This is a genomic window from Gordonia sp. ABKF26, from assembly GCF_041103195.1.
GTDB lineage: Bacteria > Actinomycetota > Actinomycetes > Mycobacteriales > Mycobacteriaceae > Gordonia > Gordonia terrae.
On the sequence record NZ_JBGCVZ010000003.1, the window covers coordinates 1,619,919 to 1,639,452 of the forward strand.

At 70.4% G+C, this 19,534-nt stretch carries 2 protein-coding genes; both read left to right on the plus strand.

All coding sequences use genetic code 11. The features are described from left to right. Window positions 1-2: 2 nt before the first annotated feature. The gene (locus tag AB4Z55_RS07905; RefSeq protein WP_369519498.1) at window positions 3-18,392 is read left to right on the plus strand and encodes an amino acid adenylation domain-containing protein; all 18,390 of its coding nucleotides are present in this window, start codon (window positions 3-5) and stop codon (window positions 18,390-18,392) included. After that, window positions 18,389-19,444, plus strand: coding sequence for a hypothetical protein (locus AB4Z55_RS07910; RefSeq protein WP_369519499.1), 1,056 nt, complete (start codon window positions 18,389-18,391; stop codon window positions 19,442-19,444). The genes AB4Z55_RS07905 and AB4Z55_RS07910 overlap by 4 nt, the downstream gene beginning before the upstream one ends. Window positions 19,445-19,534 lie beyond the last annotated feature (90 nt).

The window sequence follows — 19,534 nt, forward strand, 5'->3', positions numbered from 1 at the left end:
ACGTGACCATCTCCGACAAGGACATCGTCAACCCGCCCGCGGGCCCATCGACCCGGCCACCGGCCGCCGCCCCGACGAGACCGGGGGACGGCATCGACTCGTTGCCGCTGTCCGCCGCGCAGCGGGGGATCTGGTTCGCTCAGCACCTCGCGGGTGATCTGCCGATCTCGGTGGCGCAATACGTCGACATCGACGGCGCACTGGACACCGAGTTGCTGGCCACGGTCTGCCGGACCACGGGGCGGGAATTCGGATCCGGACACCTGCGCTTGACCGTCGTCGACGGCGAACCACGACAGTACGTCGCCGCACAGGGCGCCCCGGTGCGCACCGTGGACCTCCGGGACGAGCCCGACCCGATCGCCACCGCTCATCGAATGATGGTGCGCGACTACACCACACCGCTCGATCTGCTGGCGGATCACCTGATGACGAGCATCGTCTACCGCGTCGGGGACGAGCACTACATCTGGTACCTCCGCGCCCATCACATCGCGCTCGACGGGTTCGCCGCCGTCACGATGGTCCGGCGCATCACCGAGTTGTACAACGCCGCCGTTCGCGGCGACCCGGCTCCGCCGTCGACGGCGAGCGACATCGCCGACATCGTCGACCAGGATGCGTCGTACCCGGGGTCGACTCGTCACGACAACGATCGGAAGTACTGGAGCGAGCACCTCGAGGGCGCTCCGCCGGTCGTCACGCTCGCCGGCCGGCACGGCAAGCCGACCCTGCACCCGATCCTGGTGAGCGCGCCGATTCCGGAGGGCACGGCACAGCGCCTTGACGCCGCCGCGCATGAGGGAGGCGGAGTCACCCCGGTGATCGTCGCGGCCTTCGCCGCGTACCTCGCGCGGATGACGGGAAGCGCCGAGGTGCTCCTCAGCCTGCCGGTGTCCGGTCGGCACTCGGCCGTGCTCCGCAGGTCCGGCGGCATGGTGGCGAATGTGGTGCCGCTGCGCGTCCCGGTCGCGGGGCGCACCCTCGGCGACGTGGTGACCTCCGTGCAGGGGGAATTGCTGAGCGCCCTGCGCCGCCAGCGGTACCGCCAGGAGGACATCTTCGCCGACATGGGGATGGCCCGCGACGAGTCGGCCTCCTTCGGGCCCGCGGTGAATCTCATGATGGTCGACAGCGAGGTCGTCCTGGGTGGGGTCACCGGGCGCCTGCACGTCCTGACGTCCGGCCCGACGTCCGATCTGTTCGTCAACATCTACCCGGGTGCGGGCAAGAGCAGCACACACATCGACCTGCAGGGCAATCCGAACATCTACACACCCGACGAGCTCACCGCGCACCACCGCCGGTTCCTGATGTTCCTGCACGAGTTCCTCGGCGGGGCGCCCGGCGACCACGTGGGACGACTTCCATTGCTCGACGAGCAGGAGCGCTCGGCGTTGCTCCCGGTCCGTGGCGCCGACCCCGCAGCGCCGCGGGTGCTGGCCGATGTCCTCGCCGATACGGTTGCGCGGCACCGAGAGTCAATCGCGATCTGCGCCTCGGGGCGGAGCATGACCTACCGCGAACTCGACGCCGCCTCGTCGCGGCTCGCGCGTCGGTTGCTCGCCGCCGGTTGCGAGCCCGAGACCTCGGTGGCCGTCCTGCTGCCACGATCCCTGGGCACCGTCGTGGCCGTCTGGGCGATCGCGAAGACCGGGGCCGCGATCGTCCAGGTGGATCCGGAATACCCGCGCAAGCGGATCGAGCACATCGTCGCCGACAGCGGTGCCCGGGCTGCGATCACCGTCGACGACCTCGCCGATCGAGTGCCGCCGGCGGCGGTCCGGATCGACCTCGGTGACCTGTCGGCGGACACCGACCCCGGCGACCACGACGGGGCAGACGACGGCGACTTCGCAACGCGTCCACGACTCGAGAACGTCGCGTACATGACCTACACGTCCGGTTCGACCGGCGTGCCGAAGGGCGTGCAGGTCACCCATGCCGGTCTGGCGAGTCTCGTCGCCGACCGGACCGACGCGTACGGCCTCGGACCGGACTCACGGGTGTCCTATGCGCTGTCCCCGAGTTTCGATGCGTCGATGGAACAACTCCTTACCTGCTTCGCGGCCGGCGCCGCCTTGGTCATCGTCCCGCCGGAGGTCATCGGCGGGGAGCGGCTCACACGGCTGCTTTCCGACGAGCGCGTGACCCACCTGACCCTGACCCCGGCGATGCTGGCGACCGTCGAGCCGGAGCCGCTGGCGGGACTGCAGACGGTCGTCGTCGGGGGCGACAGATGCGCGCCGCATGTCGTCGAACGGTGGACGCGATCGGCGACGATGATCAACGAGTACGGGCCGACCGAGGCGACGATCACGGCCGCGAGCTCGGTGGTCGAAACCGACGGCGATGTCACCGTCGGGGGCCCCATCCGCGGGACCTCGGTGATGGTCCTCGACCACGCGCTCCAGCCGGTGCCGGTGGGGACGGCGGGCGAGCTGTACCTCGCCGGCCCCGGTCTGGCGCGCGGATATGCGCACCTGTCCGGTCAGACCGCGGCTCGTTTCGTCGCCCATCCGAATGGCGCCCCGGGCGAACGGATGTACCGGACCGGCGATCTCGCGCGTTGGGTCGGTGCGTCGACGTCGCCGTCGCTGGAGTTGCTGGGTCGCACCGACTTCCAACTGAAGATCCGTGGCTACCGGATCGAGCCCGGCGAGATCGATGCCGCCCTCACCGGCCACGCCCAGGTGGAACAGTCCGTCACCGTGCCGGTGCGCAATCATGCGGGCACGACCGTGCTGGCGTCGTATGTGGTGCCGGCGGCGGGGCCGCGGCCCGAGCCGGCGGAGCTGGGGCGGTTCGCGCGTGACTGTCTGCCACCGCACCTGGTCCCGGCCGTGATCACGACGCTCGACGCCCTGCCGCTGAACCCGTTCGGCAAGGTCGACCGGCGTGCCCTCCCCGCACCGGTGTTCGCCGCCGCCCGGTCTGGGCGGCCGCCGTCCACGCCCAGGGAATATCAACTGGCGCAGCTCTTCTCGGACGTCCTGGGAGTTGCGGGGGTGGGTGCCGACGACAGCTTCTTCGTTCTCGGCGGTGACAGCATCCTCTCGATCCAGCTCGTGGCGCGGGCGAAGGCGAGCGGCCTGGCGTTCACGACCCAGGACGTGTTCGAGCACAAAACCGTTGCGGCACTTGCCGCGATGGCGTCCGAGGTCGCCGACGACGCCGGGTTGCGCGAGCTGCCCGGCGGTGCCATCGGGTCTCTGCCGCTGTCGCCGATCATGCACGCGATGCTCGACCGTGGTCCCATCGACCGCTTCGGACAGGCGGCGCTGGTCGAACTCCCGGACGCCGTCGGGCGCGACGAGCTGGTCCGCACGCTGACCGCCGTCCTGGATCGGCACGACATCCTTCGCGCCGTACTCGTCGACGATCTGGCGGACCAGCCGCACGTGGTCGTCCGGCCGCCCGGCGCGGTCGACGCGGACGAGGTGCTGGAGCACACGTGGCTCGAACAGCGGGATGCCGAGGAGATCGACCGGCACCTCCAGGCCGCAGCCGACCGGCTCGACCCGCGTGCCGGCGTGCTGGTGAGGTTCGTCTGGTTGCAGGACCGCGAGCACTCCGCGCCCGACCTGATGTGGCTGGTCATCCACCACCTGGCCGTCGACGGCGTCTCCTGGCGCATCATCCTCGCCGACCTGGTCACGGCCTGGCATCAGATCCGGGAGGGGGACGTGCCGAACCTCGGCCTGCCGACGACCTCGGTGCGGCGCTGGGTCCACGGCCTCGTCGAGCAGGCTCCGTCGCGTGCCGCGGCCGAACTCGACCGATGGACGGAGGTAGTCGAACCGGCGGACCGGTTGCTCGGTCGTCGCGCACTCGACCCGGATCGCGACATCGTCGCCACCGCCGGCCGGCTCCGGATGCGGATTTCGGCGGATGTGACCGAGGCGGTCCTCACCACCATCCCCGCGCGGTTCCACGGCGGTGCCAACGATCCGCTGCTGGCGGCCCTCGCCCTCGCGCTCGCGCAGTGGCGCCGCAGGCACGGCCAGACCGACGGCAGCGAACTGATCGCTCTCGAAGGTCACGGTCGCGAAGAGGCCGCGGTACCCGGCGCGGACCTCACCTCGACGGTGGGCTGGTTCACCGCACGCTTCCCGGTCCGGCTCGAGCTGCAGGGCGTCGACCTCGAGGACGCCTTCACCGGCGGTGCGTCGGCGGGGCTGGCGATCAAGCAGATCAAGGAACAGCTCCGGGCCGCGCCTGATCACGGGATCGGTTACGGACTGGTCCGGTACCTCGATCCGACCGGCCGCGACGTTTTGGGAGACCGGCCCGAACCCCAGATCAGCCTCAACTATCTGGGCCGGATGGGGACCGGCGAACACACCGGCCCGTGGATGCCGGCGCGCGGATTCGACGCGCTGGCAGGTACCGGCGACCCGTGGATGGCGTTGCCCGCCCTCATCGACATCAACGCGATCGCCGAACCGGGCCCGGCCGGCGCCGAACTCGACGTCGGCTGGGAGTACGCCTCGCTGGTGCTCGACCGGGTCGACGTCGAAGAACTGGCCGCGCTGTGGGCGCAGGCGCTCAAGGGTCTCGCCCAACACGTCCGGTCCGGGACGGCCGGCGGTCACACGCCGTCGGACTTCCCCCTGGTCTCGGTCAGCCAGGCCGACATCGATCGCTGGGCGGTGGCCCACCCGTCGATGGTCGACGTGTGGCCGCTCACCGCGCTGCAGTCCGGTCTGTTGTTCCACGCGACCTACGACGACGCCGCCGACGGCTACACCGTGCAGGCCGAACTACGACTGGGCGGGCGCCTGCGACCCGAACGGATGCGACGGGCCGCGCAGGCGTTGATCGATCGGCACGACAGTCTCCGCGTCGCGTTCGTCGAGACCGGCGCCGGGCCACGCCAGATTCTCCTCGACGACGTGGCCGTCGACTGGTCGGACTCCGACCTCACCGGCATCGTCGACGCCGACGACCGAGACCGGGCACTGCGGCGGCTCATCGCCGAGTCGGCCGGGCCCTTCGACCTGACACACCCGCCCCTGCTGCGTTTCCGGCTCGCGCGGGTCGCATGTGGCGACACTGTCGGCACATCGGACACCGCCGACACCGTCGGCACATCGGACACCGCCGACACCGTCGGCACATCAGACACCGACGAGTACGTGCTGTCGATCACCAACCACCACATCGTGCTCGACGGCTGGTCGATGCCGGTGCTCATCTCCGAGCTGTTGCGCCTGTACCTCACCGACGGCGGGAAGGCCGGCGACACCGGACTCCCGGGTCCTCGGACGTTCCGGGACTACCTGCAGTGGCTGCACACCCGCGACCACGATGCGACGACGCGCGCGTGGCAGGAGACCCTCGCCGGCATCGAGAGTCCGACGCGACTCACCGGAGTGCCGGAACGGGGCGCCACCGGCGAGATCGGCGAGACCGGCCTCGAACTCGACAGGGCGACGACGGAGGCGATCGCGGGACTCGCACGCGCCCACGGCGTCACCGCCAACACCTCGATCCAGGTGGCGTGGGCCCTGCTGCTCTCGATCATGACCGGCCGGTCCGACGTCGTGTTCGGCAACACGGTGTCCGATCGTCCCGCCTCGATCCCGGGCATCGAGCAGATGATCGGACTGTTCATCAACACCCTGCCGGTGCGGATCCGGCTCCGCCCGGACGAGCGCGTCGTCGATCTCCTGACGCGGGCACAGTCCGAGCAGGCGGCGATGCTCGACCACCGCGACATCGGCCTGGCCGAGCTCCAGCGGGTGACCGGGGTGGCCGACATGTTCGACACCGCCACGGTGCTGGAGTCCTACCCCCTTGATCCGGACGAGATCAACCGCATGCTCGCCGACGCCGGCCTGCGATGGAACGGTCTCGCCGCGCACGACGCCACCCCGTATCCGGTGAGCCTCCAGGTCACACCGCCCCGGCCGGGCAGCTCCGACCGTTCGGCCACCGATCAGCCCGGCACCTATGAACTTCTGCTGAAGTACGCCGTGGACCGGCTCGACGCGGAGTCCGCAGACGTGCTGCTCGAGCGGTTCGTGCTCCTGCTGCGGCAGATCGCCGCCGAACCCGGCCGCACGGTCGCCGCGCTGGCCTCGTGCTGGGACACCGAACGCGCCGCCCTGTGTCCGATCGAGGGGCCACCCCCGGTGTCAGCGCGCGTGCTCCGGGACATCCTCGCCGACACCGCACGCCGGCACCCCGGGGCGCCCGCCGTGCGCGCCGACGGCGCGACCATGACCTACCGCGAACTCGCGGACCGCAGCGGCCGACTCGCCGCCGACCTCGCCGCCCGCGGCGCCGGCCCGGAAACCTCGGTGGCGCTGGCGGTCCCGCGGTCGGCCGCGCTCATCGTGGCGATCTGGGCGGTCGCGCGGACCGGGGCGGCCTTCGTCGCCGTCGACCCGGGCAATCCCGCCTATCGCATCGCCGAACTGCTCGCCGATGCGCGATCCACCATCGGGGTGACCGTCGACGCCGTCGTGCCGAACCTCCCGGACACGGTCGAGTGGCTGACCCTCGTCGGCCCCGGCTCGCTCCCGCTGGGTGATGACACCGCACTGCCGGACCGGCCGGTCGACCCCCGCCCACTCCGGCCGGACAACGCGGCCTACCTCATCTTCACCTCCGGCTCCACCGGCCGGCCCAAGGCCGTCCACATCACCCATCGCGGTCTCGCCGATCGGGTCGTCGAATACGCGGAATCGTTCGCGGTGCACCAGGATTCGACGATTCTGCAGGTCGCCTCGCCGGGGTTCGACGCCTGTGTCTCGGAAGTGCTGGTCGCGCACAGTGCCGGCGCGTGCCTGGTCGTCGCGCCGCCCGAGGTCTACGGCGGCTCCGATCTCGAGGACCTACTGCGGATCGAGCGGGTCTCCCACGCGATCATCACGCCGACGGTGCTCAACACGATGGACCCGTCCCGACTGCCGGCGCTGCGGATCATCGCGGTGGTCGGCGAAGCGACGGGTGCGGACATCGTGAACCGGTGGTCGCCGGGGCGTCGACTGATGAATCACTACGGCCCCACCGAGAGCACGATCTGGGCGACCGGCGCCGACGACCTCCGGCCCGGTGAACCGGTGACGATCGGGGAGCCGATCCGAGGCGTCTCGGCGTTCGTGCTCGACACCTGGTTGCGTCCGGTGCCCGTCGGTGTGGTCGGCGAACTCTATCTCGGTGGTCCTGGACTCGCGCGCGGTTACTTCGACCGCCCGGGCGTCAGCGCGGCGCGGTTCGTCGCCGACCCACTGCGGGCCCCGGGAGAACGCCTGTATCGCACCGGCGATGCCGTGCGGTGGGTGCGCGTGGACGACGCCTTGCGGCTGGAGTACCTGGGCCGCAACGACCAGCAGGTGAAGGTCCACGGCCTGCGGATCGAGACCGGGGACATCGACGCCCACCTCGTGCGCAACGCCGGTGTCGCCCAGGCAGCCACGGTGCTCCAGCGCGGACATTCGGGCCGTCCGGTCATCGTGTCCTACGTCGTCGGGACGCCCGACGAGACGCTGGACGTGCACGGACTGCACGACGATCTCGCGAACACGTTGCCGCAGTACATGGTTCCCGCGGCGATCATCGAACTGGAGTCGATGCCCGTCACCCGATCCGGCAAGGTCGACACGAAAGCGCTGCGGCAGTGCGACTTCCGCGCCGAGAGCGGGGGCGGGCGAGCGCCGGGGACACCGACGGAGCGGATCATCGCCGCTCTGTTCGCCGAGGTGTTGCAGCTCGAGGACGTCACCGCCGACGACAATTTCTTCACGCTCGGCGGCGACAGCATCGTCTCGATGCAGCTGGTCGCGGCAGCGAAGGCGGCCGGCCTGTCCATCACCCCCCGTGCGGTCTTCGAGGCGAAGACCGTCGCCGCCCTTGCCGCCGTCGCGACCGGAATCGGCGACACCGGCACGGGATGCGAGGCGAACGGGCCGGACACCGACGTCCTGTCGACGGGTGTGGGCGCCGAATTCGATGTCGCACATTCGGGGTCGCACCTCGAGCAGCTGCCGCACGGCGACCTCGAGAGCCTGCGACGGCGGTTCCCGGCGCTCACGGATGTGTGGCCGCTGTCGCCGACGCAGTCGGGGATCCACTTCCACTCGACGCTCGATCCCGACTCCGTGGACGACTACACCGTGCAATCGACGATCGCCCTGTCCGGTCGGCTCGACGTGGAGTTGCTGCGCCGCGCCGCTCAGGCCGTCGTGGACCGGCACGACATCCTGCGGACGGCTTTCGTCCAGACGTCGCAGGGCCCCCGGCAGGTCGTCGTCGGCGATGTCGGGGTTCGTTTCCGGAGCGTCGATCTCACCGCGGTCGAGGACCGGGGAGCGGCGCGTCGGATCGCCGCCGACGAGGCCGGAGCGGGTTTCGATCTCGCCGAGCCGTCCCTCATCCGATTCACTGTCGTGCGACTCGACCCCGACCGCTACGCGGTCCATGTCACCAACCACCACGTGATCCTCGACGGCTGGTCGATGCCGCTGTTGCTCGGCGAACTCCTGCAGTACTACGGAGATCCGGCGCAGATCGGCGTGGCCGGCCCGGCGTCGTCGTACCGGAACTACCTCGCGTGGCTCGACGCGCAGGATCACGACGCCTCGACGGCCGCGTGGGCGCACGCCTACGCCGACGTCGACGGACCCACCCGGGTGACCAGGGGCGGCCTCGCGATGAGTGGGGTCGCGGCCGGCGAGATCATCGCCGAACTCCCCGAGCAGGAGTACGCGCGCCTGCGGTCGGCGGTCGCGGATTCCGCCGTGACCGTCGGCACCGCCCTCTCGGCGGCCTGGGCGCTCGTCCTGCGAACCCTCACCGGTGACACCGACGTGGTGCTGGGCTCCGCCGTGGCCGGGCGACCGCCGGAGCTGCCCGGCGTCGAACGGGCGTTGGGCATGTTCCTCAGCACCGTGCCGATCCGGGTCCGTCTCGATCCGTCGATGTCGTTGCGTGACCTGCTGGTTCACGTGCAGGACGCGAACGCGCTGGTTCTCGACCACCACTATGTCGGACTCCCGGCCATCCACCGCGCGGTGGGACGGTCGGATCTGTTCGACACCGCGCTGGCCTTCCAGTCGTTCCCACTGCGCGAGGAGGCGCTGCAACAGCTCGTCACCTCGGCCGGTCTGCACGTCGACGGCATCACCGGACTCGACGCCACGCCGTACCCGCTGAGCGTCGTCGTGGCGCCGAAGATCGACAGCGGCGAGGGCGAGCCGGGGCTCAGCGTCACGGTGCGGTTCCATCGCGACGAGTTCGATGAGACCCGCGCGCGTGAGATCGCCGACCACTTCGTGGAATGCCTGGCCCGGATCGCCGACGGGCCCGGTGTACGGCTCGGCGACCTCCGTCATGCGGGGCCGGCCGGTGTCGGCCGGACCGACGAGTCGGCGCCACCGGCAACCCTTCTCGACATCCTCACCGCCGCGGCCGGGCAGAATCCGGATGCGATCGCGGTGACCTGTGGGCAGACGTCGATGTCGTACCGAGCGCTCGACGCGGAGTCCGACCGGGTGGCCCGACAGATCCTGCGGCGCGCGACGGATCGCCTCGTGGCGTGCGCTCTGCCACGATCCGTCGAGGCGGCGATCGCGATCTGGGCGGCGGCGAAGGCGGGAGTACCGTTCCTGCCGCTGGATCCGAACCTGCCCGCCGAACGCATCGAGTTCGTGCTGGCCGATTCGCGCGCCGGGCTGGGGATCACGATCGGCGCGTGCCGGGCGGGGCTGCCCGACAGCATCGACTGGATCGTTCTCGACGGGCCGCACTCGTCTTCTCGTGCGCGCGTCAGACCCGCCGACCCGATCACCGATGACGAACGGAGCGGCCCGATCCGGGTCGCCGACACCGCCTACGTGATCTACACGTCGGGGTCCACCGGTACGCCCAAGGGCGTGGTGGTGTCCCATCGCGGACTGGCACAGGTCGTCGCGGCCCAGCGCGCGGTCCTCGGCGTCGACCACCGGTCGACCGTGCTCCAGGTGGCATCGCCCAGCTTCGACGCCTTCGTGTTCGAACTGTTGATGGCGCACGGGTCCGGCGGGCGGCTGGCCGTGTCGCCGCCGGAGGTCTACGGCGGGCCCGACGTCGCGAATCTGATCCGGCGCGAGGACATCTCCCATGCGGTGCTGACACCGTCGGCCCTGGCCACCGTGCCGTCCGAAGGTCTCGACAGCCTTCGTGTGCTGGCCACCGCGGGTGAGCCCGTGGGGCACGAGTTGGTGTGGCGTTGGGCCGGCGGCCGGAGGATGGTCAACCTCTACGGACCGACCGAGTCCACGATCTGGGCCACCGCGAGCGCACCGTTGGGCGTGGCCGGTCCGATCACGATCGGAACCGCGGTGGGACCCGTCGGCACGGTGGTACTCGACTCGTGGATGCGCCCGGTCCCGCAGGGCGTTGTCGGCGAGTTGTACCTTGTCGGCCCCGGGTTGGCCGACGGCTACGTCGGGCGTGCCGCGACGACGGCCGTGCGTTTCGTGCCCTGCCCGGCCGATGTGCCCGGCGCCCGGATGTACCGGACCGGCGATCTCGTCCGGGTCACCCGATCCGGTGAACTGGAATATCTGGGACGCAACGATTTCCAGGTGAAGGTGCGCGGTACACGAGTCGAGGTGGGCGAGATCGACGCGCGCCTCGGGTCCCGCGTGGACGTCGCCTATGCCGTGACCGTCCCGCATGGGGGGAACGGAACGCCGCAGTGCCTGGTGTCGTACGTGACCGCCGCGCCGGGGGTGTCGCTGTCCGGGGACGAACTCCGCGCATCCCTGGAGCAGACGCTGCCCGCGTACATGGTTCCCGCCGCGGTCGTCGTCCTCGACGAGATCCCGCTCACCCCGACCGGCAAGCTCGATCGGCGTCGGCTGCCCGAACCGGTCTTCGCCGCTCGGGAGTTCCGCGCACCGTCCAACCGAGCCGAGTCGGCGGTGGCCGCCGTGTTCGAGGAGGTCCTCGGAGTGCCGCGGGTGGGCGCCGACGACGACTTCTTCGCCCTGGGCGGTGACTCGCTGAGCGCATCGGTGGTGACCGCGCGGCTGGGAGCTGTCCTCGGGGTGCGGATCCCACTTCGATCGGTGTTCCGATCGCCCGGCGTTGCGGCCCTGGCCGAGTCGGTCGGATCGCTGGGCGACGACCGGCGCGCACCGCTGGCGGCTTCCGAACGCCCGGAACGACTTCCGTTGTCGCTCGCGCAACAGCGGATGTGGTTCCTGAACCGGATGGAGCCCGAGTCGCCGGCCTACAACATCCCGGTGGTCCTCGAACTGACGGGGCGACTGGACCTCGCCGCACTCGAGCGGGCGCTCGGCGACGTGGTCCGACGGCACGAGGTACTGCGGACGATCTATCCCGAGATCGACGGTGACCCGTGGCAACTCATCCTCGACGAGGCCCCGGTGACCGTGGAGACCCGCCGGGTGCCGGCGACCGAGGTCGAGGACGTCGTCGCCGGATTCGTGCGCCGCGGATTCGACGTGACCACGTCGGTGCCGATGCGCGTGGCAGTGGTCGCGGTGGATGATCCGGACGAGCGGGGTCGAGACCACCGGCGGACGACCGACGGACGCTTCCTGCTCGTACTCGTGGTCCATCACATCGCCGGTGACGGACAGTCGATGGCACCGCTGGCGCAGGATGTGATGACGTCCTACGCCGCTCGGCTCGGCGGCGCGGAACCGGCCTGGGAACCGCTCGCGGTCCAGTACGCCGATTACGCCCTGTGGCAACGCCAGATGCTGGGACGCGACGATGACCCGGCATCGATGATGCACGCCCAGCTGGACTTCTGGCGCGCGACCATGGCCGGTGCACCGGACGTCCTCGATCTGCCCACCGACCGGCCGCGCCCGCCGGTGGCGACCCTGGCCGGCGGTCAGGTGCCGGTGGCGATCGATGCTCGGCTCCACGAGCAACTGCTGGCCCTCGCCCGCTCACACGGCGCGTCGTTGTTCATGGTCCTGCACGCCGCGCTCGCGACGGTCCTCGGCCGGTTGAGCGGGGTCGACGACGTCGTGATCGGCGCACCCGTGGCCGGGCGCGGCGAACCGGATCTGGAGCCCCTCGTCGGCATGTTCGTGAACACGCTCGCGCTCCGGACCGATCTCGACGCGGCGGAGTCGTTCGCCGGGTTGCTCGACCGTGTGCGTGACGTCGACCTGGACGCCTTCGAGCACTCCGACGTCCCGTTCGAGCGGATCGTGTCCGAGCTCAATCCGCAACGGTCCACCGCCCACCATCCGCTGTTCCAGGTCGCCCTGGCGTTCCAGAACCTGTCCGGCGTCGACGTCGAACTGCCGGACCTACACGTGTCCCGTGCGCGGGCCGACACCGGTGTCTGTCAGTTCGACCTCCAGCTGGTCGTGGCCGAGTCGTACTCGGACAACGGTGCGGCACAGGGGATCGCCGGCACGATGATGTTCGCCCGCGACCTCTTCGACCCCGCGACCGTCGCGGGATTCGTTCGTCGGCTCGAGTTCGTGCTCGACGCGATCGTCACCGACGCGTCGACGCCCGTCGGTGACATCGACTGGCTCGGTGACGACGAGCGCACCGAACTGCTCACGGTCGTCGGATCGGATGCGGCGGCGGAGCCGACCCTGCTGCCGGAGGTCTTCGCGGCCGCCGTCGACGCCGATCCCGACGGCGCGGCGGTGATCGCCGGCGACGTCGAGCTGTCCTACGGTGAGCTCGATCGCCGCTCGAGTCGACTGGCCAGGCAGCTGATCCGGAGCGGAGCGGCACCGGAACGACCGGTGGTGGTGGCCGTCGAGCGGTCGGTCGACTCAGTGGTGGCATGGTGGGCGGTCGTGAAGTCGGGTGCCCCCTACGTCCCGGTGGATCCCCACTACCCGGCTGCACGGATCGACCAGATGGTGACCGATTCGGTTGCGCCACTGGGTATCACGACGCGCGAGTCGCGCCCTGTGCTGCCCGATGCGCTCGAGTGGGTGGTGCTCGACGACCCCGCGACCGCCGCCGAGATCGAGAAACTGCCGTCCTTGCCGATCGCGCAGTCCGACCGGGTGTGCCCGGTCCGACCGGCGAACATCGCTTGGGTCGTCTTCACCTCCGGCTCGACCGGCGTGCCGAAGGGTGTCGCCGTCTCACACGCCGGCGTCGCGGACTATCTCGCCACGCTGCACGTGGACCGAGCGGCCGGAACCTCCTCGCGGGTCCTGCATTTCGCCTCCCCGTCGTTCGACGCCTCGCTGCTGGAGATCCTGCTCGCAGTGAGTGCCGCGGCCGCGCTGGTGGTCGCGCCCACCGGGATGCGTGGCGGTCGCGAACTGGCGGATCTCCTCCGTCGGCATCGCGTCTCGCACGCGTTCGTCACGCCGGCCGCGCTGGCATCGGTGGACCCGGACGGTCTCGACGATCTGCGGGTCGTGTTCTCGGGCGGTGACGAGGTGCCCACCGATCTGGTGAGCCGGTGGGTGGGTGCCGATCGTGCCGGCGGCCGACAGTTCCGCGTGCTGTACGGCCCGACCGAGACCACCATCGTGGCCACCGCCACGGCCGGATTGCGGGTGGGGGAGCGCTCGACGATCGGCTCGGCACTTGCCGGAATGCAGACACTCGTACTCGACCCGCGTCTGCAGCCCGTGCCGGACGGGGTCGCCGGGGAACTGTACCTGTCCGGACCCGCGCTGGCGCGCGGCTACCTGAACCGCCCCGGGGTGTCGGCGGCGCGGTTCGTCGCCCATCCCTTCGGACGGACGGGAGAACGCGCGTACCGGACCGGTGACCTCGTTCGCCGGAACCGCGCCGGGATGCTCGAGTTTCTGGGACGCAACGACTTCCAGGTGAAGATCCACGGCTTCCGGGTCGAGCTCGGGGAGATCGACACCGCCCTGGCCGAACTGGCCGCGGTGGCCTTCGCCGTCACCGTTCCGCGACACGACGCCGGTATCGGCATGCGCCTGGTGTCCTATGTGGTGCCTGCGCCCGGTGTCGCCCTGACCGGCGAGAAGTTGCGAGCCGGGCTCGGCGAGGTCCTGCCGTCGTACATGGTCCCGGCCGCGGTGGTGGTCCTCGACGAGATCCCGTTGACGCCGAGCGGGAAACTCGACCGGCGTGCCCTTCCCGCGCCCATCGTCACCACCCGGACCTTCCGCGCACCCGCCACACCGGTCGAGGAGATCGTCGCAGGGGTGTACGCCGACGTCCTGTCCCTCGACGCCGCGGTCGGTGCCGATGACGACTTCTTCGACCTGGGTGGGAACAGTCTGGCCGCGACCCGCGTCGTGGCGAGAATCGGTGCGGCGCTGGACACGACGATCCCGGTCTCACTGATCTTCGAGGCATCCACGGTGACGCGGCTGGCGGCGCGCGCCGAATCCCACGCCGACACCGGCCGGGTCGGCCTGGTGGCACACGCTCGTCCGGAACGGGTTCCGCTGTCCTACGCCCAGCAACGCATGTGGTTCCTCAATCGGATCGAACCCGACTCGTCGGCGTACAGCATCCCCATCGTGGTGCGGTTGTCCGGCGATCTCGACGTCGACGCGCTTCACCGGGCGATCGGCGACGTCATCGACCGACACGAGATCCTGCGCACCGTCTACCCCTTCGTCGAGGGGGAACCAGCCCAGGTGATCCTGCCGGCCGAGGCCGACATCGTCCCGATGGAGGTCGCCCGGGTCGCCGAAACCGAAGTGGACCAGGCGATCGCGGACCTGATCGGGACGCCGTTCGACCTGACCGTCCAGGCGTCGACGCGGATCGTGCTCTTCGAACTCGGCGCCGACGAGTGGGTGCTCGCCGTCGTGCTGCACCACATCGGCGGCGACGGCTCGTCGTTGACGCCCCTGGCGCGCGACATCATGTCGGCCTATGTCGCGCGAAAGCAGGGGGAGGCGCCCGGATGGGTGCCGCTCCCGGTGCAATATGCCGACTACGCGATCTGGCAGCGGGCGGTCCTGGGCTCGGAGTCGGACCCGGACTCGTTGTTGCGTGCGCAGATCGACTACTGGGCGGAACAGTTGGCCGACACGCCCCCGCTGCTCGAACTACCCACCGACCGGCCCCGCCCGGCCACCCAGTCCTACGCCGGGGATTCCGTCGGTCTGACCGTCGACGCCGAACTGCACGCCGGGCTGCAACGGGTGGCCCGCGCGCACAACACGACCCTGTTCATGGTCGTTCACGCCGCGCTGGCCGCCCTGCTCGCCCGACTCGCCGCGACCGACGACGTCGCCGTCGGCACCCCGTATGCCGGGCGTGGGGAACGCGATCTCGATGACCTGATCGGGATGTTCGTCAACACCCTCGTGCTGCGCACGAGGGTGTGGAGCGGGATGTCGTTCGCGCAGTTGATCGATGACGTGCGCGACACCGACCTCGCGGCATTCGGTCACGCCGACGTCCCGTTCGAGCGGCTCGTCTCCGAACTCAATCCGGTCCGCTCCGACGCCCACAACCCGCTGTTCCAGGTGATGCTCGCGTTCCAGAACATCTCGACCACCGACATCGAACTGCCCGAACTGTCGGTGCGGGCCGTCGAGCCGGACACCGGGCTGGCCCTGTTCGACCTGCAGGTGACGGTGGTCGACGCCTATGACCCGGACGGTACGCCTGCGGGCATCGCCGGTGGGGTCACCTTCGCGTCCGACCTCTTCGACAGGTTGACCGTGGAGCGCTTCGTCGACCGGTTGGTGGGGATGCTCGAGGCGATGACGACCGACGCCGACCGCGCCGTCCACGACGTCGACCTGCTCGACGACGCCGAACGACATGCCGCACTCCAGGGTTCGAATGCGTCGGCGCACGATGTGGATTCCGCCGAGAACCTCGCCTCGATGTTCGCGGCGGCCGCGGCGGCACACGCCGACGAGACCGCGGTGATCTCGGGGGCGGTCACGCAGAGCTACGCCGAGTTCGCCGGTCGGGTGAATCGACTGGCCCGCTGGATGATCGCACAGGGAGTGGGCCCGGATTCGCTGGTCGCCCTCCGCATGCGGCGCTCGCTCGACCAGGTGACGGCGATGTACGCGGTGCACGCCGCGGGCGGTGGTTACGTGCCGATCGACCCGGATCATCCGGCCGAACGGATCGACTACATGATCGAGTGCGCCCAGCCGGTGTTGGTCCTGTCGTCACTCGACTCCGTGGACCTGACGGGGTTCGACGACTCGCCGCTGACGGACGACATGCGGACCGGACCACTGAACCCGGATGCCCTTGCCTATGTCCTGTTCACGTCCGGCTCCACGGGGCGTCCCAAAGGCGTTGCGGTGTCGCATCGCTCGGTGGTCAACCAGGTGCGCTGGATCAGTGCCGAGTACGGGCTGAATACGGCGGACGTGGTGCTGCAGAAGACTCCTGCGACCTTCGACGTGTCGGTGTGGGAACTGTTCGCGACATTGGCCGTGGGTGCCCGTCTGGTCATCGCGCGACCGGACGGCCACACCGATCCGCGATATCTGGCCGAGGTCATGTCCGCCCATCGGGTCACGATCACCTCGTTCGTGCCGTCGATGCTGGCGGTGTTCGCCGATGCCCTGCCCGTCGGTTGGGCGACGTCGCTGCGGACCCTGCTCGTGGCGGGCGAGGCGTTCGGGCCCGACGTGGTGGACGCCGCCCGCCGCGCGCTGCCGGGAGTGGAGATGTACAACCTCTACGGACCGACGGAGTTCACCGTGCACGCGACGTCGTCCGTGGTGGGGACGGCCGCCGACGGGGCGGTGCCGATGGGGGTACCGGTGTGGAATTCCCGCGCGTACGTGCTGGATTCGCGGATGCGCCCGGTGCCGGCGGGAGTGACCGGCGACCTGTATCTGTCCGGGACACAGGTGGCTCGGGGTTACCACGGACGCCCGGGTCTCACCGCCGACCGTTTCGTGGCCGACCCGTTCGTCGACGGCGCCCGGATGTATCGCACCGGCGACCTGGTGCGTCGACGCCGAACCGGTGAGCTCGAGTATCTGGGACGCAGCGACTTCCAGGTCAAGCTACGTGGGCTCCGGATCGAACTCGGCGAGATCGAAGCGGTGTTCGCCGGGCATCCGGATGTCGCCCGCGCCGCGGCCGCGGTCACCTCGACGGACACGGTCGACTATCTCACCGTCTACCTGGTGCCGGTCGGGTCGGACCGGGACGGGGCGGGATCGGTGGACACCGCCGAGGTCGTCGCCTTCGCGTCGGCGGCGCTACCGGGATACATGATGCCGAACGCGGTGATGGTGCTCGATTCGCTGCCGTTCACCGCGTCGGGCAAGCTCGACCGAGCGCGGTTGCCGGAGCCGCCCCGCGACGCCTCCGGGTTCCGCGCACCCTCGTCGTGGCTCGAGACCGAGATCGCGCGGACGTTCGAGCACGTGCTCGGCGTGCCCAGGGTCGGGGCCGACGACGACTTCTACGCCCTCGGGGGCAATTCGCTGAGGTCGGTGCAGGTGGTCAACGATCTGGAGACCGAGTTGCACGTCGAGATCCCGATCCGGTGGATGCTCTCCGATTCGAGCCCGGCCGACCTGGCCCGGCGGATCGAGGCCGGTATGCGCAACGGGTTCGATGCCGACCACGCTGCCGCGACCGGGCCGGGTGGCCCGGGGTCACGCGGCGTGGGGCTCGATGTCCTGCTCCCGATCCGTCCGGAGGGCGAGCAGGCGCCGCTGTTCTGCATCCATCCCGCATCCGGACTGTCCTGGTGCTACCAGACGTTGAGCCGGCAGATCCCGGCCGGCCGGCCGGTCTATGGACTGCAGGCGCCCCAGATCGGCGGCGAGGTGCCCGGTCCGGCCACGATGTCCGAGATCGCACGCAGGTACTTCGACGAGATCCGGTCGGTGCAGCCCGAGGGCCCGTACCACCTGCTGGGCTGGTCGCTGGGTGGGGTGATCGCACATGCGGTCGCGGCCGAGATGCGGGCGGCCGGTCACGAGGTCGCCCTGCTGGCGATGCTCGACACGGAGGCCGACGGCGTCGACACCTCGGCGATCACCACGGTCACGGCGGGCGAGCTGATCAGCAATCTCGGACCGGTGCTCGGCATCGACTTCGTGAGTTCGGACGCGACCGCCGAACGCGCTGCCGAACAGATCGCCGAGCGTCTCGGGGACGGGTTCGGCATCGACGCCGCGACGATCGAGCGGCTGACCGACGCCTACAACCTGCTCATCCGTGCGACCGGTGATTGGCATCCGCCGGTCGTCGAGACCGACGTGCTCTACTTCACCGCCGTGCGCGATCGGCGGCCGGACGCGGTGGGTGCCGACGGGTGGGGTCCATACGTCCGGGGGAGCATCACGAATGTCGACGTCGACACCCACCATCTGGGGATGACCGAGAACGAGGCGATCGCGCGGATCGCAGCGGTCCTCGACGACCATCTGACGTCCGAAAGTGCCTCGCAGCAGGCCCGTTCGGGGTTAGCGTTTTCTCACGATGATCGGTTCACCATCAAGAAATGAGGTCGTCCATGGACAAGATCGGCAAATCCGGCGCACACCGGTGCCCACGCCCGCGCGGTCGCCGCCCGGCCGGGGCCTTCCTCGGCTGCGCATTGGCCGCATCGCTCACCGTGACGGCCCCGGCCGTCGCCCAGGCGGCCGCGCCCGGTGTCGCCCTACCGGTCCCGGTGCTTCCGTCGTCGTCGACGCCGGGAGGAGAGGTGCTGCCCGGCAACGCCTTCCGGATCGTGCACGTCGACGCCGCGTTGGTGTCGGACGCCGGCCCGGTCGTGGTCGGCCAGTGGCCGGAGGCGCCCTCGGTCGTCCCGTCGCCGCGGCACCTACGGCCGCTCGGCCAGGTGATGGTGCCGGTCGCGGCCGATGCCGGTGACCGGGTCCGGGTCGGCAACCTCGATCTGACCCGGCCGAGCGCGTTGCCGCCGGAGCTGGCGGCCCAGATCACGGCGGGGTCCGGTGAGATCGTCCGGGGCATCTCGGATGTGTTGCGGAGCAACGGTGTTCCAGCTGCCCGCGCGGACCGGGTGGCCGAACAGATGGTTGGTGACGCCGCAGTGGGCGGCGTCATCGGCGCCGGGGTGGCCGCGCCCCTCTCCCTCGCGGTCGGCGGCGTTGTGGGTGCCCCATTGGGTCTGATACTCACCTTGCCGTTGTGGCCCACCGGACTCGTCGTCGGGCCGTTGGTGGGGACGGCTGTGGTAGCCACCCTGGTCGCGCTGCCCGCGGTCGCGGCGGGTGTCGCGATCGGCGCCGCGCACGGTTACGACAAGGGCTGGAAGGTCCCGGTCGGCGGGCCTCGGCACCTGCGCGCGGACACCACTGAGGTGTCGGCCGAACGGGTCGTCGTCCCACATCAGGCGAAGCATGCGGCACCCGCGCCGGCCGTTGTCCCCGAGGTCGCCGCACCCGTCGTCCGGCAGGTGGCCCCGACACCTGCGGTGAAGCGGGTCGAACCCATGCGGACCGTCGGGAGTGGTCCAGCGGACTGCTCGATCGTGCGCAAGGTGGAGGTGGCGCTGCAGGGCGGTGCGATCGGAACCTGTCAGGCAGGGTGACCGGCGCGACAACGACCACGCCGAAGGACTGCGCCGCAACGATCTGCGTTCCCGCTCGACGGTGCGAGCGGGAACGCGGACCGGGCCCGT

Coding starts and splice junctions, on each gene's coding strand:
- AB4Z55_RS07910 (WP_369519499.1), top strand. CDS start 18,389: ATGAGGTCGTCCATGGACAAGATCGGCAAATCCGGCGCACACCGGTGC.